Source organism: Streptomyces thermoalcalitolerans (assembly GCF_039525155.1).
In the GTDB taxonomy this organism is placed as follows: domain Bacteria; phylum Actinomycetota; class Actinomycetes; order Streptomycetales; family Streptomycetaceae; genus Streptomyces; species Streptomyces thermovulgaris.
Genome location: NZ_BAAAHG010000064.1, coordinates 14,520 through 32,337 on the forward strand (window position 1 = coordinate 14,520; position 17,818 = coordinate 32,337).

The 17,818-nt window shown below is 73.0% G+C and carries 16 protein-coding genes; 12 read left to right on the forward strand and 4 right to left on the reverse strand.

Annotated features, from left to right (window positions below):
* Nucleotides 1–6: 6 nt before the first annotated feature.
* Both ABD224_RS25790 and ABD224_RS25795 read left to right on the forward strand, forming a co-directional pair.
* Nucleotides 7–1,386: a MadS family sensor histidine kinase gene (locus tag ABD224_RS25790; RefSeq protein ID WP_344054026.1), complete on the forward strand. Its 1,380-nt coding sequence runs from the start codon at nt 7–9 to the stop codon at nt 1,384–1,386.
* A complete protein-coding gene (locus ABD224_RS25795; RefSeq protein ID WP_344054028.1) occupies nt 1,383–2,048 on the forward strand; it encodes a MadR family response regulator transcription factor in 666 nt (221 codons plus the stop codon). Before ABD224_RS25790 ends, ABD224_RS25795 begins: the two co-directional genes overlap by 4 nt.
* A 182-nt stretch (nt 2,049–2,230) precedes the next feature.
* Here the strand turns inward: ABD224_RS25795 and mftM are convergent, their stop codons facing one another.
* From mftM to mdo, 4 genes are all read right to left on the reverse strand, one after another.
* On the reverse strand, nt 2,231–3,184 hold the full coding sequence (gene mftM, locus ABD224_RS25800; RefSeq protein ID WP_344054030.1) for a mycofactocin oligosaccharide methyltransferase MftM: 954 nt from the start codon (nt 3,182–3,184) through the stop codon (nt 2,231–2,233).
* Entirely contained in the window at nt 3,181–4,716 is a 1,536-nt protein-coding gene (locus ABD224_RS25805) for a VWA domain-containing protein (protein ID WP_344054032.1), read from the reverse strand. The genes mftM and ABD224_RS25805 overlap by 4 nt, the downstream gene beginning before the upstream one ends.
* A gap of 14 nt (nt 4,717–4,730) precedes the next feature.
* On the reverse strand, nt 4,731–5,972 hold the full coding sequence (locus ABD224_RS25810) for an AAA family ATPase (protein WP_344054034.1): 1,242 nt from the start codon (nt 5,970–5,972) through the stop codon (nt 4,731–4,733).
* A 74-nt stretch (nt 5,973–6,046) separates the two neighbouring features.
* Nucleotides 6,047–7,339, reverse strand: a complete 1,293-nt coding sequence (gene mdo, locus ABD224_RS25815) for an NDMA-dependent methanol dehydrogenase (RefSeq protein WP_344054036.1) — start codon at nt 7,337–7,339, stop codon at nt 6,047–6,049.
* Between the two features lie 513 nt (nt 7,340–7,852).
* Here mdo and mftA point away from each other — a divergent pair.
* From mftA to ABD224_RS25865, 10 genes are all read left to right on the forward strand, one after another.
* On the forward strand, nt 7,853–7,963 hold the full coding sequence (gene mftA / locus ABD224_RS25820) for a mycofactocin precursor MftA (RefSeq protein WP_344054039.1): 111 nt from the start codon (nt 7,853–7,855) through the stop codon (nt 7,961–7,963).
* A gap of 11 nt (nt 7,964–7,974) precedes the next feature.
* Entirely contained in the window at nt 7,975–8,286 is a 312-nt protein-coding gene (gene mftB, locus ABD224_RS25825) for a mycofactocin biosynthesis chaperone MftB (RefSeq protein WP_344054041.1), read from the forward strand.
* A complete protein-coding gene (gene mftC / locus ABD224_RS25830; protein ID WP_344054043.1) occupies nt 8,286–9,503 on the forward strand; it encodes a mycofactocin radical SAM maturase in 1,218 nt (405 codons plus the stop codon). Before mftB ends, mftC begins: the two co-directional genes overlap by 1 nt.
* 86 nt (nt 9,504–9,589) lie before the next feature.
* Nucleotides 9,590–10,762, forward strand: a complete 1,173-nt coding sequence (gene mftD / locus ABD224_RS25835) for a pre-mycofactocin synthase MftD (protein ID WP_344054045.1) — start codon at nt 9,590–9,592, stop codon at nt 10,760–10,762.
* Nucleotides 10,763–10,789: 27 nt separating this feature from the next.
* A complete protein-coding gene (gene mftE / locus ABD224_RS25840) occupies nt 10,790–11,548 on the forward strand; it encodes a mycofactocin biosynthesis peptidyl-dipeptidase MftE (RefSeq protein WP_344054047.1) in 759 nt (252 codons plus the stop codon).
* Entirely contained in the window at nt 11,545–12,330 is a 786-nt protein-coding gene (locus tag ABD224_RS25845) for a mycofactocin-coupled SDR family oxidoreductase (RefSeq protein ID WP_344054049.1), read from the forward strand. The genes mftE and ABD224_RS25845 overlap by 4 nt, the downstream gene beginning before the upstream one ends.
* An 8-nt stretch (nt 12,331–12,338) precedes the next feature.
* Nucleotides 12,339–13,832, forward strand: a complete 1,494-nt coding sequence (gene mftF, locus ABD224_RS25850) for a mycofactocin biosynthesis glycosyltransferase MftF (RefSeq protein WP_344054051.1) — start codon at nt 12,339–12,341, stop codon at nt 13,830–13,832.
* A 175-nt stretch (nt 13,833–14,007) separates the two neighbouring features.
* Nucleotides 14,008–15,951 carry an acetate--CoA ligase gene (gene acs, locus ABD224_RS25855; RefSeq protein ID WP_344054053.1) on the forward strand — a complete coding sequence of 648 codons (1,944 nt, stop codon included), beginning with the start codon at nt 14,008–14,010 and terminating at the stop codon, nt 15,949–15,951.
* A 39-nt stretch (nt 15,952–15,990) separates the two neighbouring features.
* Entirely contained in the window at nt 15,991–16,665 is a 675-nt protein-coding gene (locus tag ABD224_RS25860; protein WP_344054055.1) for an SDR family oxidoreductase, read from the forward strand.
* A 206-nt stretch (nt 16,666–16,871) separates the two neighbouring features.
* The gene (locus ABD224_RS25865) at nt 16,872–17,423 is read left to right on the forward strand and encodes an adenylate kinase (protein WP_344054056.1); all 552 of its coding nucleotides are present in this window, start codon (nt 16,872–16,874) and stop codon (nt 17,421–17,423) included.
* The last annotated feature ends 395 nt before the right edge of the window (nt 17,424–17,818 follow it).

Genomic DNA, 17,818 nt, shown 5'->3' on the forward strand with positions numbered 1-17,818 from the left:
GTACCGGTGAGCGTCCCCGAACAGCCCGCGCAGGCTGCCGATCTGGGAGTGCTCACGGGACTGCGCTCGGGCAAACGCTCGTACTACCCGGCGTATGTGCGCTCCACCGAGCGGCTGGAGAGGACCGTGGAGGCACTCGACGGGATCTCCCGCGCCCTGGTGCGCACGGCGGAGGGGCCGCGCGCCCTGGTCGAGACGGTCGTGCGCACCGCCGCCGAGCATCTGCAGGCGCGCTGGCTGCTGCTGGCCGTGGCGGACGGAGCGCTGCGCGCCGCCCGGCCGCGGTTCCTGCTGTACGCCGACGACGTGCTGATCGACGACGAGACCCGGGTGCCGGCCGAGGCACGGGAACACCTGCACGTGCTGCGCACCCGGCCGTGGGAGGCCGAGACGCCGGGCGGCGGACCGGGGTGGGTGCGCGCCCCGATGACCCTGGACGGCGAACCGGTCGGCGGGATCGCGGCACAGCCCGGCGCCGGCGTCGAGGTGGCCGACACCGACCTGGCGATCCTCAGGGTCCTGGCCAACCAGGCCGCCGTCGCCGTGCACAACACGTTCCTCTTCCACGCGGCGGCCACCCTGCGCGGACGCACGGAAGAGCTGTCCGAGGCGGCCGAGCAGCAGGCCCGCGATCTGGCGGCGCGCAACGCCGAGCTGGCCGAGACCCAGGCCCGGCTGCTCGGCGCGCTGCAGCGGCAGGCACTGGACGACGAGCGGCGCCGCATCGCGCGCGAACTGCACGACAGCGTCACGCAGTACGTGCTCAGCGCGGGCATGACCGTGGAGGTGTGCCGGGCGGAGCTGGAGGCTCTCGGCGGGCGGGCCAAGGAGATCGCCGAGCGGCTGGCCGAGGCCAAGGACCTCAACCGGCAGGCCGTGGAACGGCTGCGCGCCGCGATCTACGCGCTCCACCGCACCTCGCAGGAGCCCGCGGGGCCTCTCCCCGTGATGCTGGAGAGGCTCTCCACGGTGCATCTGACCACGGACCTCGACGTGCGGGTGCGGGTGGAGGGCAGCCCGCAGCCGCTCCCGCCCGAGGCCGAGCAGTCGCTCCTCCGGCTGACCGGCGAGGCCCTGTTCAACTCCGCCACGCACGGCAAGGCCGGCCGGGCGCTGGTCAGGCTGCGGTATCTGCCCGAGACCGTCGTGCTGACCGTCTCCGACGACGGCAGCGGCGACCCGGCCCAGCTGCGCCGCGCCCTGCGGCTGTCGCGGGCCACCGATCTGTCGGGGCGTCACCGGGGACTGGCCAACATGGTCACCAGGGCGGAGGAGCTGGGCGGCAGACTGTCCATCCGCCGGTCGGGAATGGGGGGCGTCCTGCTGCGGGTCGAGGTCCCGCTGCCGGTGCCGGAGATCGCCGGAGATCAAGGAGGCAGCCGATGACGACTGAGCGCCGGACGACGGCTCCCACGACGGCCCAGCGGATCGTCCTGGTCGACGACCACGCGATCGTCCGGCACGGGCTGCGCTCGATCCTGGAGCGGGAGAGCGACCTGGAGGTGGTCGGGGAGGCCAGTACGGCCGCCGAGGCGATCGCCGTCGTGGAGCGGACGCACCCGTCGATCGTGCTGCTGGACCTCAAGCTGTCGACGGGAGCCGACACCGAGGGCCTGGAGCTGTGCGCGAAGCTGACCGAGCGTCACCCGGGACTCGCCGTGCTGGTGCTCACCACGTTCCTCGACGACTCCCTGGTGGTGGAGGCGATCCAGCACGGTGCGCGCGGCTATGTCGTCAAGGACGTGGACACCACCGAGCTGCTGCGCTCGATCCGCGCGGTGGCCCGCAACGAGAGCGCCTTCGACTCGCACGCGGCCGCGGCGATGGTGCGCTCCATGCGTGTGCAGCCCGAGCAACCCAGATTCACCGAACGGGAGTTGAGGGTCCTGAAGCTGCTCGCCCGCGGACTGAGCAACCGGGACATCGGGGCCGAGCTGTACATCTCGGAGACGACGGTGAAGTTCCACGTCCGCAACATCATGCGCAAGATGGACGCGGGCAGCAGGGCGGAAGTCGTGTACGAGGCGAGCAAGATGGGTGTGATCTGACGGCGGGGAAGGCCGGAGGACCAAGGACCAGGACCGGCGGCGGCCGGTCGCGGCTCCCGCGGCGTGTGCCGGACCGGCCGCCCACGGCGGGAGGACCGGGCGGCGGCCCTCGCCCTGCTGGGGCCGGCGACTCGCACAGGGAGGACGAGGAGGACGCCCACCGCGGCGGAGGCGGCCGGGGATCAGCCCTGTTCGAGGACCAGCCAGCCGCCGTGGTACGAGGCGACGGAGAACCGGCACCCGGTGCGGCGGCCCAGTTCGGTGAGCTGGTCCTGGTCGAAGCACCGCACGTGCCCGTACGCGGCGGTCGGCTCGTCCTCGTACGGCACGGCGATGACGACCCGTCCGCGCGCCAGCCGCAGCGCCTCCCGCACGACGGCGTCGCCGTGCCGGGCATCGAGGTGCTCCAGCACATGGATGACGGTGACGGTGTCCACCGAGCGGGACGGCAGAGGCACCCGTGCCGCGTCGCAGGTCAGCGTGGAGAGCCGCAGGTCCATCGAGCGGGCCACGGCGTCCAGCAGCCGCATGGTCCCCCCGGCGAGGTCCGAGGCGGTCACCGTGTACCTCTGCCGCTCGGCGAACAGCAGGGGCAGGAAGCCGAAGCAGGAGCCGAGGTCCAGCACTCTGCCCGGGGGAACCAGGTCCAGGGCGTGCCGGTACACCGGTGCGAACCCGGCGATCGACGAGTGCCCGGCCGGTTCGGGGGTGTGCCACAACTGCCGGATGCGGGCGAGGGTGTTGCCGTAGAACGTGGTCCAGGCGGGCAGCGGCCCGTCCACGCAGGAGCGCACCACCCCGGTGAAGACGCGCTCGAAGACATCGCTGCCGGACAGCCATCCGGGTGCGAACAGCTCCTCGGCGAGCAGTCCGGCCAGGTCGTTGTCGAGCCTCTCGGGAGGGATCGAGTGGCCGAGTTCGACGCGGCGGCCGCGGCGGCGCAGGGTGAAGTGCTCGGTACGGACGATGGGGTGGGGCACCGGGCCGTTCGTGTCGTCCGTACGGCGGTCCGTACCGTCCGTACGGCGGTCGCGGACCACCCGGACCAGATGATCGGTGTACTGGCCCGCCGGGTGCGGAGCCAGGGGGTCGATACGGCGTGCCGCGGCGGCGATGCGGAGGCTGGGAACGCTCATTGCCCGGTCGCCTCCATCGCCATCCGGTGGGCCGTGCGCTGGAGGCCGGCGAGGTCGGAGACCACCTGGACACGGTCGCAGTACTCCGCGTAGCGGGGCAGGTCGCAGGAGCCGAGACCCCAGGAGTAACGGGGTTCGGGGGTCAGCCAGATGGTCCGGCGCACCCGGCGCGTGATCTCCTCGAACACCTCGGTCCTCGGGTCGTTGCCGTTGCCGCGGCCGTCGCCCAGCACCAGCAGGGTCGTCCGCCGGCCCAGCGCGGGGGCGTGCTCGGCCAGCAGCAGCTCGAAGGTGCGGCCGTAGTCGGAGTTCGCGTCCACGTCGAGCAGCCCGCCGGCGGGCAGCCCGTCGAAGACCAGTCCGAGCGCCCGCTCCAGCGGATGCTCGGCGAACAGTTCGGTGATCTCGATGGGCTCGTCGACGAAGGCGTAGCTGCGGACCTGCCCGAACAGGGACTGCAGACCGTGCACCAGGTGCAGGGTGAAGCGCGCGGTGGCCCGCACGGACAGCGAGACGTCCGTCAGGACCACCAGGCGGGGTCTGTCCTCGGCGCGGGTGACGGTGACCGGACGGAAGGGTACGCCGTCGTAGCGCATGTTCCGGCGCATGGTGCGGCCGGGGTGGACGCGGCCGTGCGGTGTGTCGCGTTTCCGGCTCGTGAGGGCGCCGTGCAGGGAGCGGCCGATCCGGCGCAGCGCCTCCTCCAGCTGGGCGCGTTCGGCCTCGTCGACCGTCTCGAGGCGGGCGCGTTCGGCGATCCGGGAGGACTCCACGGCCACCGACTGGAGCTCGGCCAGCCGGTCCAGATGGCGTTTCAGCAGCTCGGGCAGGTTCTCGATGACACCGGCCAGCTGCCGCCGCAGCGCGCTGAGCTCCTGCTCGTCGGGGTCGTCGCTGTCGTCCGCGAGCCAGCCGAGCAGGGCGTCCTGCTGGGCGACGGTCAGGGCCGTGTCGATCGGCTGCCCGGTCGCCGCCGCGAGCCGGCCCGGGACGCCGGCGCCGTGCAGCCGCTCGGTCTCCAGCTGGACGGAGGGGGCGGTGCTCTCGCCGCCGGCCGCGCCGTCCTTGGACAGGACGATCTCGTCGGTCATCGAGGCCAGGTCGATCTTGTTGGCCTCCTGATGGAGGTTGTACCGCTGGGCCAGGTCCTGCTGGTCGAAGAAGTCCCGGATGTCGGACGGCTTGCCGTGGCTGTGCCCCTGCTGGGGGGTCTCGGACGGCTCGTCGGAGACGGTGAAGGACTCCAGCTCCCCGGTGTCGGTCAGGTCGTCGTGCTCATGGCTGTGGCCGTGGCCGTCGGACGCGCCGTTCACCGGGCGGAGCGAGAAGAACGCGGTGAACAGGTCGTCGAACAGCGCGTGGTCACGCCGGTCCTTCACCAGCGTCATGCGCAGCGCCTCCCGCAGCGTCTCCCGCCCGCCGAGCACGCCGGGCTGGGCCGCCCCGCGCATGGCGTCCATCGCCTCCGACACGGAGACCCGCAGCCCGAACAGCCGCAGCAGGCGGACGAACCGGTGCACACCCGCTTCCATGCCCGCCTCCCGTGTCAGCCGGTGCGCCGCCGGGTGACGGCGGCGAAGGCGCGGGCGCCCTGTCCGCCGCCGGGTACGGGGCGGTGGGTCGGACCGGGGCCGGGGGCGCCGTAGTAGTTCTCGTCGTGCCGGCCCTGCCGGTCCATGGCGGCCCGGACCGCGCGGCCGTCCACCTCGGGAAGCTGGTCGTGGTCGTGGTGGTGGCCGTCGGGGTGAGAGTGATGACCGTGCCCGTCGTGGTGATGGTGGTGGCCGTGCCCGTCGTGGTGATGGCCGTGCCCGTCGTGGTGGTGGCCCGGCCGGGGCAGGACGCGGTTGGGGTCGACCAGGCGCGGCAGGACGTCCAGGGCGCGGTGCAGGTCGCGCTCGTACTTGAGGACGACGTTGGCCGTGTCGGCGAGCACCGCCGGGTCGAGTTCCTCGACGCCGAGCACGGCGAGGGTGCGGGCCCAGTCGACGGTCTCGGAGATGCTGGGGTTCTTGCGCAGGTTCAGGTCGCGCAGGCCGCGCACCACCTCGACCAGCCGGCGGGCGGCGGCCTCCGGCAGCCCGGTGTTCTTCGACCGCACGATCTCCAGCTCCCGTTCGGCGTCCGGGTAGTCCAGGAAGAGGTGCAGGCAGCGCCGCTTGAGGGCGGCGGACAGGTCACGGGTGTTGTTGGAGGTGAGGACGACGTACGGCGGGACCTTCGCGGTGTACGTGCCGATCTCCGGCACCGACACCTGGTACTCGGCCAGGCACTCGAGGAGCACGGCCTCCAGGGCCTCGTCCGCCCGGTCGACCTCGTCGATCAGCAGGACCGCCGGCTGCTCGCCGCGGATCGCCTCCAGCAGCGGGCGCGGGGCGAGGAAACGGTCGGAGAAGAACACGCTGTCCTGCTCCTCGATCCGCTGGACGGCCGAGGCCAGATCGGGGGCGTCGGCGGTGAGGTCGCCGATCTTGTCGCGGAGCATCTGGGTGTACAGCAGCTGCTTGCCGTAGTCCCACTCGTACAGCGCCCTGCTCTCGTCCTGGCCCTCGTAGCACTGCAGGCGCAGCAGGCGGCGCCCGGTGACGGCGGCGAGCGTCTTGGCGAGCTCGGTCTTGCCGACGCCGGCCGGGCCCTCCAGGAGCACCGGCTTGTCGAGGCGGGTCAGCAGGAACACGGTGGTGGCCAGGCGCCGGTCGGCGATGTAGCCGTGCCCGGCGAACCGCTCGACGACCTCGTCGACCGAGGCGAACGCCGGAGTGTCGGAATTCTGGGGTGTGGCGGGCACGCGGGTCCTCCGTCCGATGGGGCGGGAGCGGGGGCGACCTCCCAGTGCGGCCCCCGCTCCCGAGCGCGAGGTGCTCAGCCGAGCAGGTCGTCCAGGTCGCCGTTCATGCAGTGCTCGACGACCGGCCGGACGGTGTCGAACGTGCACTCCTTGGCGTTGCCCGGCGTGCAGGCGTCACCGAGGACGTGGCGCGTGATGCGGTCGACGTCGGCCGCGTCACCCTTGATCACCTTGGCCTGCTCGTAGAACTTCGTCGGGCCCTGGCCGAGCCGGTTCTTGGAGTACGTGTCCTGCTTGACGTCGGTGAACTTCTCCGGGATGCCGACGTCCCGCAGCAGCCGGATGCCCGCGGCGAGCGCGGCCTCGGCCGCCTGGACCTTGGTCATGCCGTGGGTGTCGACGCCCATGGCCTCGGCGATGTCCGCGAACCGCTCGTAGTTGGTGGGCATGTTGAACGCCCACACACGGGGCAGCGCGATGGCGTTGTTGAGGCCGTGGTGGGTGTCGTAGAAGGCGCTGACGGCGTGCGAGATGGAGTGGATGATGCCGAGGCCGCCGGAGTTGAACGCCTGCGCCGCGATGTACTGGGCGTACATCATGCCCTCACGCCCGGCCAGGTCCTGGCCGTTCCACACCGCCTGCCTCAGGTGACGGGCCGTGAGCCGGATCGCGTGCAGCGCGTTGCCCAGCGACGGCTGGAAGTTGAGCCGGGAGACATAGGGCTCGGAGGCGTGCGCCAGGACGTCGAAGCCGCACTGTGCCGTGTAGTCGAGCGGGCAGTCGTAGTACAGCGTGGGGTCGTCGATGGCGAGCGTGGCCACGGAGGCGTCGTCGAAGGCGACGTACTTGTGCGGGTTGTCGGGGTCGGTGGTCGTGTCGGTGATGACGTACGCCCAGGAGGTCTCCGAACCGGTGCCGGCCGTGGTGGAGACCGCGATGTGCGGCGGGTTCTTGGGGTTCTCGGACTTGTTGAAGCCCTCGAACTCGTTGACGTTGCGGCCGTCGTGGGCCACCGAGATGCGGGCGCCCTTGCAGGCGTCGTGCGAGGAGCCGCCGCCGATGGAGACGAACGAGTCGCACTTGTTCTCCTGGTACAGCGCCACGGCGTCCATGACGTTGTAGTCCTTGGGGTTCGACTCGACCTTGTCGTACACCACGACCTCCAGGCCGTGGTACTTCATCGACTCGACGATCTTGTGCACGGTGTCGCTGCCGCGCAGACCCGTCGTCATCACCAGCGTGCGCTTGAAGCCCAGCTTCTTGGCCTCGGGGCCGATCAGCTCATGGGCGCCCGGGCCCATGAGCGCCCGCGGGAAGGGATGGAATTCCTTGATCGGGAACGGCTTGAGAAGTTCTTCGACCTTCATGATCGGGACTTTCCTCTCCGCGCGGAGGACCGCGCGTACTGCGTCGACTGCTCCCCGGGGCTGCTCTTGAGCGCCGTCTGTGGTGCGGTGCCCGGCATGTGCGCTCGGCTGCGCTCGAGCAGGGGGATCCCCGTGGTGGAGCACGGACGGCCCGGGTGGGGCACGGACGTGCCGGAGTGCGTGGCGTGACTCACCTTCCGCCGAACACGGGGCGGGACGACACCGGCCGCCCGGACGGCAGCGGAGCGCGAACGGACGGGAAGCACCCTGTCCGATCGGACAGGACACGCGGCGGACACCGGTGCCGGCGGTGACCCACCTGTCCGACCGGACAGGGCGAGGACGGCCGGAAGCAGGGCGAGACGCGACCGGAGACCTCCGTAGCGTCGAGTACTGGCCGGTCACTGCACGGCGGTACCGGACTGCCCTTCATCTCGCGGCATTTCCCGCGAGTCCTGCATTTCCCGCAATTCCTGCAATTCCCGCACTTCCCGTCCGTACAGGAGATGTGCCATGAACGAGAACCAGCTGATCAGCGCCGAGCCGGACACCGCCGTCGACGAGGTGATCGAGGAAGTCCTCGTCGAGGAGGTGTCGATCGACGGCATGTGCGGCGTCTACTGAGGCCGGCCGCCATGCCCTCCCCCTCGGCCACCCCGGACGGCACGGTGTTCGACGCGACGCGGCCCTACCGGCTGAATCCCTCCGTCGCGCTGCGTCCCGAGCCGTTCGGGGCCCTCGCCTACCACTTCGGCAACCGCCGGCTGTCCTTCCTGAAGGCACCGGAACTCGTCGACCTGGTCCGGGGACTCGACCGCCACCCCAGCGTCGGGGCCGCCCTGGCCGAGGTGCCCGACGCCCGGCGGGACGCCTTTCTGCGGGCGCTGGCCTCGCTGGCCGCCGCCGACATGATCGTTCCCCAGCGCAGTGGAACCGGAGCACGGTGATGACCACCCTGCACGACCCCCCGCCCGCCGCACAGCGGGTCCCCGCCCTCGTCGAGCAGTTCAAGGGCGGCCTGCACGCCCCGATCTGCCTGACCTGGGAGTGGACGTACGCCTGCAACCTGTCCTGCGTCCACTGCCTGTCCTCGTCCGGGCGGCGCGACCCCCAGGAGCTGTCCACGGACGAGATCAAGTCCGTGATCGACGAGCTCCAGCGGATGCAGGTGTTCTACATCAACGTCGGCGGCGGCGAGCCCACGGTCCGCCCCGACTTCTGGGAGCTGCTCGACTACGCGATCGCCCACCAGGTGGGCGTGAAGTTCTCCACCAACGGCGTGCGTCTGAGTCCCGAGCGGGCCCGGCGCCTGGCCGCCACCGACTACGTCGACGTGCAGATCTCCCTCGACGGGGCCACCCGCGAGGTCAACGACGCGGTCCGCGGCCCCGGTTCGTACGACATGGCCGTGCGCGCCATGGAGAACCTCGCGGAGGCGGGCTTCGCCGACTTCAAGATCTCGGTGGTGGTGACACGCCAGAACGTCGCGCAGCTCGACGACTTCGCCGCACTCGCCGACCGGTACGGCGCCCAGCTGCGGATCACCCGCCTCAGGCCGTCGGGGCGCGGCGCGGACGTGTGGGACGAGCTGCACCCCACCGCCGAGCAGCAGCGCGAGCTCTACCACTGGCTGGTCGGCCACGGGGAGAAGGTGCTCACCGGGGACTCGTTCTTCCACCTCAACGCACTGGGCTCGACGCCCATCCCGGGCCTCAACCTGTGCGGCGCCGGACGGGTGGTCTGCCTGATCGACCCCGTGGGCGACGTCTACGCCTGCCCGTTCGCCATCCATGACGCGTTCCGGGCGGGGAACGTCCGCTCGGCCGGCGGCTTCGAGCGGGTGTGGCGTGAGTCGGACCTCTTCGCCGACCTGCGCCGCCCCTCCTCCGGCGGGGCCTGCTCGGGCTGCCCGGCGTACGACACCTGCCAGGGCGGCTGCATGGCCGCGAAGTTCTTCACGGGCCTCCCGCTGGACGGCCCGGACCCGGAGTGCGTCAAGGGCCACGGCGCCGCCGCGCTCTCGACGGTCGACCCGGACGCACTCCCGCGTCAGGGCAACGACCACTCGCACCGCACCGTGCCCCTGGGCATGCCCACCGTGCGGTCCCGCCGCCCGGACCGCTTCTGCGACGAGAGCCCCCTGGCCGGTCTTGACCTGATGTGAACGGCCGTACGACCTCCCCCGGACCCTCGGCTCCACCCGGGCAGGGGGATCCCCACGGCCGGCCCGAGACGACGAAAGAGGATGACATGAGCGGGTGGATCGAGACGGTCGCGGAAGCCCAGCGGCTGGCGAGGAAGCGGCTGCCGAAATCCGTCTACAGCGCGCTGCTCGCCGGTTCCGAGAAGGGCGTGTCGTACGACGACAACACCACCGCCTTCGGCGAGCTGGGCTTCGCCCCGCACGTGGCCGGGCTGTCGGCCAAGCGCGACCAGGCCACGACCGTCATGGGACAGCAGATCTCCCTGCCGGTGATCATCTCCCCGACCGGTGTGCAGGCGGTGCACCCGGACGGCGAGGTGGCCGTCGCCCGCGCCGCCGCCGCGCGGGGCACGGCGATGGGGCTCAGCTCGTTCGCCAGCAAGCCGCTCCAGGAGGTCGTGGAGGTCAATCCGCAGACGTTCCTCCAGGTGTACTGGATGGGCTCCAAGGACGCGATGGCCCGGCGCCTGGAGAACGCCCGCGACGCCGGCGCCAAGGGGCTGATCGTCACCCTCGACTGGTCCTTCTCCTACGGCCGGGACTGGGGCAGCCCCAGGATTCCGGAGCGGCTGACCCTGAAGGAGATGGTGCGCTTCGCACCCGAGGCACTGGCCCGCCCGGCCTGGCTGTGGGACTTCGTCAAGTCCCGCCGGCTTCCGGACCTGAAGGTGCCCAACATCGTCGATCCCGGCCAGGAGGCGCCCACGTTCTTCGGCGCCTACGGCGAGTGGATGGCGACGCCCCCGCCGTCCTGGGACGACGTGCGCTGGCTGCGCGAGCAGTGGGACGGGCCGTTCATGCTCAAGGGGATCTGCCGGGTGGACGACGCCCTGCGCGCGGTCGACGCCGGGGTCACCGCGATCTCGGTGTCCAACCACGGCGGGAACAACCTCGACGCGACCCCGGCGCCGATCCGCGCCCTGCCCGCCATCGCGGACGCGGTGGGCGACCAGGTCGAGCTGCTTCTCGACGGCGGCGTCCGGCGCGGCAGCGACGTGGTCAAGGCGCTGGCGCTCGGCGCCAGGGCGGTGATGATCGGACGCGCCTACCTGTGGGGCCTGGCGGCCAATGGACAGGCCGGGGTGGAGAACGTCCTCGACATCCTGCGCCGCGGCATCGACTCGGCCCTGCTCGGGCTCGGGCGCTCGTCCGTCCACGAACTGACCCGCGACGACGTGGTGATCCCGCCCGGGTTCACCCGGACGCTGGGAGCGGTCTGAGGTGAGCGCCGGCCACGGGGGTGCGCCGTGACGTTCCGCCTCGCGAACCAGGTCTGGCCGGACCTGGCCCGGCGCCGCCCCCTGGTGCTGCTGCCGCTGGGGTCCTGCGAGCAGCACGGCCCGCACCTTCCGCTGGACACCGACACCGCGGTCGCCTCCGAGGTCGCCGAGCGGACCGTGGTGCGGCTCGCCGGAGAGGTGGACGTGCTGGTCGCCCCGGCGCAGCCGTACGGCGCCAGCGGCGAGCACGAGGGCTTCCCCGGCACGGTGTCCGTCGGCCACGACGCGCTGCGCCTGCTGGTCATCGAGATCGGCCGCTCGCTGCTGCGCTGGGCGGACCGACTGCTCGTGGTCAACGGGCACGGCGGCAACCTGGTGAGCCTGGCCGAGGCGGTCACCGGTCTGCGCGGCGAGGGCCGCGACGCGGCCTGGTGGCCGTGCCTGCCGCCCGGCCCCGGTGCCGACGCCCACGCCGGGCGCACCGAGACCTCGATGATGCTGCGGCTGCGGTACGCGGCCGTGCGCGCCGAGCAGGCCGTCGCCGGGCCCACCGACCCCGTCCATCTGCTGATGGACCGTCTGGTCGCCGAGTCCGTGCGCGGGGTGAGCCCGTCGGGCGTCCTCGGCGACCCCGCCGGGGCCAGCGCGAGCGAGGGCGAACGGCTCCTGGACCGGATGGCGGACCGCCTCGCCGAGGACATCCGCGCCTGGCGGGTGGGCGAACGGGGACGGCTCGGCCCTCCCGCCGGGAAGCCGGCCGCCGCCCCCGCGGGGAGCGGGCGATGACCGGCCGGCGGGTGGCCGTCGTCACCGGCGCCGCCCGGGGCATCGGCGCCGCGACGGTACGGCGGCTGGCACGCGACGGCTGGGCCGTGGTGGCGGTGGACCGCTGCGCGGACGACCCCGACGTGCCCTATCCGCTGGCCGAGCCCCGCCGGCTGGACCTCCTGGCGCGGGAGTTCCCCCTGGTCCGTGCGGTCCGCGCCGACGTGCGCGACACCGCCGCGCTGCACCGCGCGGTGGAGCTGGCCGAAGAGGAGTTCGGCGGTCTCGACGCCGCCGTGGCCGCCGCCGCGGTGATCCTCGGCGGCGGCCCGGTGTGGGAGCAGACCGACGCCCAGTGGCGGACCCTGTTCGACGTGGACGTCATGGGCGTGGTCAACCTCGCCCGTGCCGCCGTACCGGCCCTGCTGCGCGGGCCGCATCCCCGGCACGGCCGTTTCGTCGCCCTCGCCTCGGCCGCCGCCCACCGCGGTCTGTGGGGCCTGGGCGCCTACTGCGCGGCCAAGCACGCCGTGGTCGGCCTGGTGCGCGGCCTCGCCTGCGACCTGCGGGACACCGGCGTGACCGCGGTCGCCGTCTCGCCGGGCTCGACCCGCACGGACATGCTGCGGGCCACGGCCGGCCTCTACGGCCTGCCCGACGCCGACGAGCTCGCCGCCCGGCAGCTCACCGGGCGCCTGCTGGAGCCCGAGGAGGTGGCCGCCGCGGTGGCCTGGGCCTGCTCGCCCGACTCCTTCGCGCTCACCGGTTCCGTACTGCACGCGGACGGAGGGTTCACCGCATGACACACGGCATGACGACACACGCACCGCGCACACCGGCACCTCCGCGGGGCATCCGGCTCACCGCTCCGCCGGACACCGCTCTGCCGGCCGGCTTCACGGTCGAACTCGCGGCCGACACGCACCGGTCGAAGGACGGACGGCTGGTGCTCGGCGGTTCGCCGCTGCGCCTGCTGCGGCTGACCGCCCCGGCGGCCCGCCGCCTGGACGGGGGCCGGCTCACGGTCACGGACCCGGCGAGCGGCGTACTCGCGCGACGGCTGCTCGACACCGGGATCGCGCATCCGCGCCCCGCGCCGGTGCCGGTGGCCGACACCACCGTGGTGATCCCCGTCCGCGACCGCGCCGACCAGCTCGACCGGCTGCTGACCGCCCTGCGCGCCGACCCGCCGACCTCGCGCCTGCCGGTCCTGGTCGTGGACGACGGCTCCGCCGACCCCGCGGCCCTGGCCCGGGTGGCCCGCGTCCATGACGCCGAGCTGCTGACCCACCCGCGCAACCTCGGCCCGGCGGCGGCCCGCAACACCGGCCTGCGGCACGCCCGCACCCCGTACGTGGCGTTCTGCGACTCCGACGTGGTCCCCGAACCCGGCTGGCTCGCGCTCCTGCTGGCACAGTTCACCGACCCCGCGGTGGCGCTCGCCGCCCCCCGCGTGGTCGCGCTGCCCGTGTCCGCGCCGGGGCTCCTGGACCGGTACGAGGAGAAGCGCTCGCCGCTGGACATGGGGGACAGGGAGGGGCCGGTCGTGCCGGTGTCCGCGCTGTCGTACGTGCCCAGCGCGACCGTCGTGGTCCGCCGGTGTGCCGTCGGCGCGGGCTTCGACGAGGACATGCGGGTCGGGGAGGACGTCGATTTGTGCATGCGGCTGCACGAGGCCGGCTGGCGGCTGCGGTACGTCCCCGCCGCGCGCGTGGGCCACCGGCACCGCACCGACCTGCGCGGCTGGCTCGCCCAGCGGGCCGGATACGGCACCAGCGCCGCCGACCTGGCGCTGCGTCACCCCGGCCAGGTGCCGCCCCTGTACGCCGCTCCCTGGTCGCTCGCCGCCTGCGCCCTGCTGCTGCGCGGCAGGCCGCTCCCGGCGGCCGCGGCGGCGGCCCTGACCGCGGTGACCGCCGTACGGGTGGCCCGCCGGATGCCCGACGCCGACAACCCGCCCCGGGCGGGAGCGCTGCTGTCCCTCGCCGCGCTGCGCGGCACCGCCGAGCAACTGCTGCGCTGCGCCACCCGGCACCACTGGCCCGTCGCGGTGACCGCCGCCGTGGCGAGCCGCCGTGTGCGGCGTGTGCTGATCGTCGCGGCCGTCGCCGAGGGGCTGGCCGACCACCGCCGCTCGGGCAGCTCGCTCTCACCCCTCGCCCATGCGGCGATCCGCCGCCTGGACGACCTCGCCTACGGCTGGGGCGTATGGCTGGGCGCCGCACGCCGCAGGACCACCGCGCCGCTGCGGCCACGCCTCGCCCTGCGTCTGGTGAGCCGCTGGACCGCCGGAGAACGGCCTTAGCGTCCCAGCAGGGCCCGAGCGCCCTGGCGCCGCGACAGGGCCCCGGCGCCAGGGCCGCGTCCGCCAACCTCCCGCCAACCCTCCTCGGTCATCGTTCCACCCCATGACGGCCGGCCGCTCTCCCCCGGCCCGGCACCTGTGCCGTCAGCACCCGTACCCCACTGGAGGATCCTGAATGTCTCCGCGCTCCGCCGACCACGCCCTGCCCGAGAATCCGCTCACGCCCCGGGACGCCGCCGTGTCCGGACCGGCGGAGCACGCCGCCGCCGACCGGCTGGCGTTCTGGGCGCAGCAGGCCGGGCAGCTGCACTGGGACACCGAGTGGGACCAGGTGCTGGACTGGTCCGACGCGCCCTTCGCCCGCTGGTTCACCGGCGGCAGACTGAACGTGGCGTACAACTGCGTCGACCGCCATGTCGAAGCCGGTTACGGCGACCAGGTCGCCTTCCACTGGGAGGGCGAGCCGGGCGACACCCGCACGATCACCTACGCCGAGCTGAGGCGTGAGGTCTGCCGGACGGCCAACGCCCTGCTCTCCCTCGGCCTGACCGCCGGCGACCGGGTCGCCATCCAGCTGCCGATGATCCCCGAGGCGGTCTTCGCCATGCTGGCCTGCGCCCGGCTCGGCCTCCCGCACAGCGTGGTGTTCGGCGGCTTCTCCCCGGCCGCCCTGCAGTCCCGTATCGAGGACGCCCAGGCCAGGCTGCTGATCACGTCGGACGGGCAGTACCGGCGGGGCAAGGCGGAGCCCATGAAGGCGAACACCGACGAGGCGACCAAGGACACCCCGAGCATCGAGCACGTCCTGGTGGTCCGGCGCACCGGCATCGACGTGCCGTGGACCGAGGGCCGCGACGTGTGGTGGCACGACCTGGTCGACGCCCAGTCCGACGAGCACACACCGGAGCCCTTCGACGCCGAGCACCCGCTGTTCATCCTCTACACGTCCGGTACGACGGGCAGGCCGAAGGGCATCCTGCACACCTCCGGCGGCTACCTCACCCAGGCCGCGTACACCCACCGCACCGTCTTCGGCCTCGACGCCGACACCGACGTCTACTGGTGCACCGCCGACATCGGCTGGATCACCGGGCACTCGTACATCGTGTACGGACCGCTCGCCAACCGGACGACCTCGGTCATGTACGAGGGGACGCCCAACACCCCGCACGAGGGACGGCACTTCGAGATCATCGAGCGGTACGGCGTCACGGTCTACTACACCGCCCCCACCCTCATCCGCACCTTCATGAAGTGGGGCGAGCACATCCCCGCCGGCCACGACCTGTCCTCGATCCGGGTGCTCGGCAGCGTCGGCGAACCCATCAACCCCGAGGCGTGGCGCTGGTACCGCGAGCACATCGGGGGCGGCAGGGCGCCGATCGTGGACACCTGGTGGCAGACCGAGACCGGCGCCGTCATGATCTCCCCCCTGCCCGACGGGCGGGCGGGGAAGCCCGGTTCGGCACAGACCCCCCTGCCGGGCCTGTCCGCCAAGGTGGTCGACGACCAGGGCCAGGAGGTCGGCAGGGGCGAGAGCGGCTACCTCGTCCTCGACCAGCCCTGGCCGTCGATGCTGCGCGGGATCTGGGGCGACGAGGAGCGCTACCGGGAGACGTACTGGTCCCGTTTCGCCGACCACGGCTACTACTTCGCCGGTGACGGCGCGCGCTACGACGAGGACGGGGACATCTGGCTGCTCGGCCGCGTGGACGACGTCATGAACGTGTCCGGGCACCGGATCTCCACCGCCGAGGTCGAGTCGGCGCTCGTCTCGCACCCCACGGTGGCCGAGGCCGCGGTGGTCGGCGCGTCGGACGCGACGACCGGACAGGCCATCGTCGCCTTCGTCATCCTGCGGGGCGGCGCCGCCGGGACCGAGGACGTGGCCGCGGCGCTGCGCGAGCACGTGGCCCGGGAGATCGGCCCGATCGCCAAGCCCCGCCAGATCATGGTGGTCCCCGAGCTGCCCAAGACCCGGTCCGGGAAGATCATGCGACGGCTGCTGCGCGACATCGCCGAGAACCGGGAGGTCGGCGACGTCACCACGCTCGCCGACGCGTCCGTGGTGGACCTGATCAACGCCGGCCTCAAGGGCGGGACGTCACAGGCCGGCTGACCGGCCGGCGTCGAGGGACGAGGAAGAGAGAGGACGCGGATGGCGCACAGCGGCCTGTCGTCCGGCCGGGTCGTGCTCCTCACCGGAGCGGGCGGTCCCGTCGCGGCGATGACGGAGAGACTGCTGGCACACGGCGCCCGGGTGGCGCTGGCCGGCGCCGTCGGCCACGGCGGGTGTGCCGCGACGGCTCCCGCGGGGGCCGTACTCGCCCTGCCGTGCGATCCCGGCGACCCCGCCGGCCTCGGCCGGGCCGTCGACACGGTCGTCGACCGTTTCGGGCGCCTCGACCACCTGGTGAACCTGGTCGCGGCCGGCCCCCGGACGACACCGCTGATGGAGCTGGACCCCCTGGCTCTGCGCGAGGTCCTCCAGCGGGACCTCGTCGTGCCGCTGGCCTGTGTGCAGCGTGCCCACCGGCGCTGGATGGCCGCGCACGGCGGATCGGTCGTCACCGTGGTCGCGGACGTCGTCCGGGACGGGGCGCGGGATGTGGCCCTGGCCGGACTGACCGAGCTCACCGAGTGGCTGGCGGCCGAACTGGCGCCCCGCGTCGACGTCCACACCCTCGTGCCCAGTCCGTCGATCGGCGCGGACGCGTACCGGACGGCGGTGGCCGACGCGCTGTGCGGCCTCCTGGCCCGCCGTCCGCACCGGGCGCACGGCCCGGTGCTGGTCCTGACCGAGGGACACGTCCGCCGGCCACGGGCCGCCTGACCGAAGAGCGCCGGCACCGGCGCATCCGGACACCACGCCCGGCCGGGCGGACGAACATCACGCCCGGCCGGGCGCATCCGAAGCAACCGATCCGAAGCAACCGAGCGGTATCCCGCGCCCGGGATCCTGCCGCGGTCCGAGCGGCCTGAGTCCCGGGTCTCATCCATGCGCCGAGAGCGCGACGACTGGAAGGCACGCACGCGCTGATGCGACTCGTCCTCATCGGCCCTCCCGGAGCGGGCAAGGGCACCCAGGCAGCCATACTCAGCCGGAGACTCGGCATCCCCCACATCTCCACCGGAGACCTGTTCCGCGAGCACGTCACCCGCCGGACGCCCCTCGGACAGGAGGCCCAGCGGTATCTCGACACCGGCGAACTCGTCCCCGACCACGTCACCGGCGGCATGGTCCGCCGGCGGCTGGCGGAGCCGGACGCCCGGCACGGCTTCCTCCTCGACGGCTTCCCCCGCACCGTGCCGCAGGCACGGGAGCTCGCCGGCATGCTGGACTCCGCCGGGACCGCACTGGACGCCGTGGTGGAGTTCGCCGTTCCCGAGGAGGTCGTGGTGGCACGGCTGCTGAAGCGCGGCCGGCCGGACGACACCGAGGACGTCATCCGCCACCGGCAGCAGGTCTACGCACGCCAGACCGCCCCGCTGCTCGACCACTACGCGGACATCCTGCTGACCGTTCAGGCCGTCGGACCGGTCGACGAGATCACCGAACGGGTGATCGGCGGTCTGCCGCGTCGCACCTGAGCGACGGCCGCGCCGCCTGGCTGCCCCGGGCGACACCGGCCTCGCTCGTCTCCTTCCGGGCGCCAGGCCGGTGAAGGCCGGTTGAAGGCCGGTTGAAGGGGAGGGGCACGGCGTCCGGCGCGCGGGGCGGCGGGGCGCGGGAGAGCAGGGGAGCGTGCGGGGGCGGTGAGCCCCCGGTGACGTACGGATATGGCCATGACATTCGTCACGAAACTCGTACGGTGCTGAGGGAACCCCGGCGTCCGTCACGGCTTCTGAGGGGGTGAGCACCACAGGACGTGACGGATCGGGGATCTCCATGCGTACTTTCTCCCGGAGGGGAATGCTCGGCCTCGGCGCGGGTGCCGCGGCCGCCGTCGGGCTCGCGGGCTGCGGCGGCTCCGGATCGTCGGACG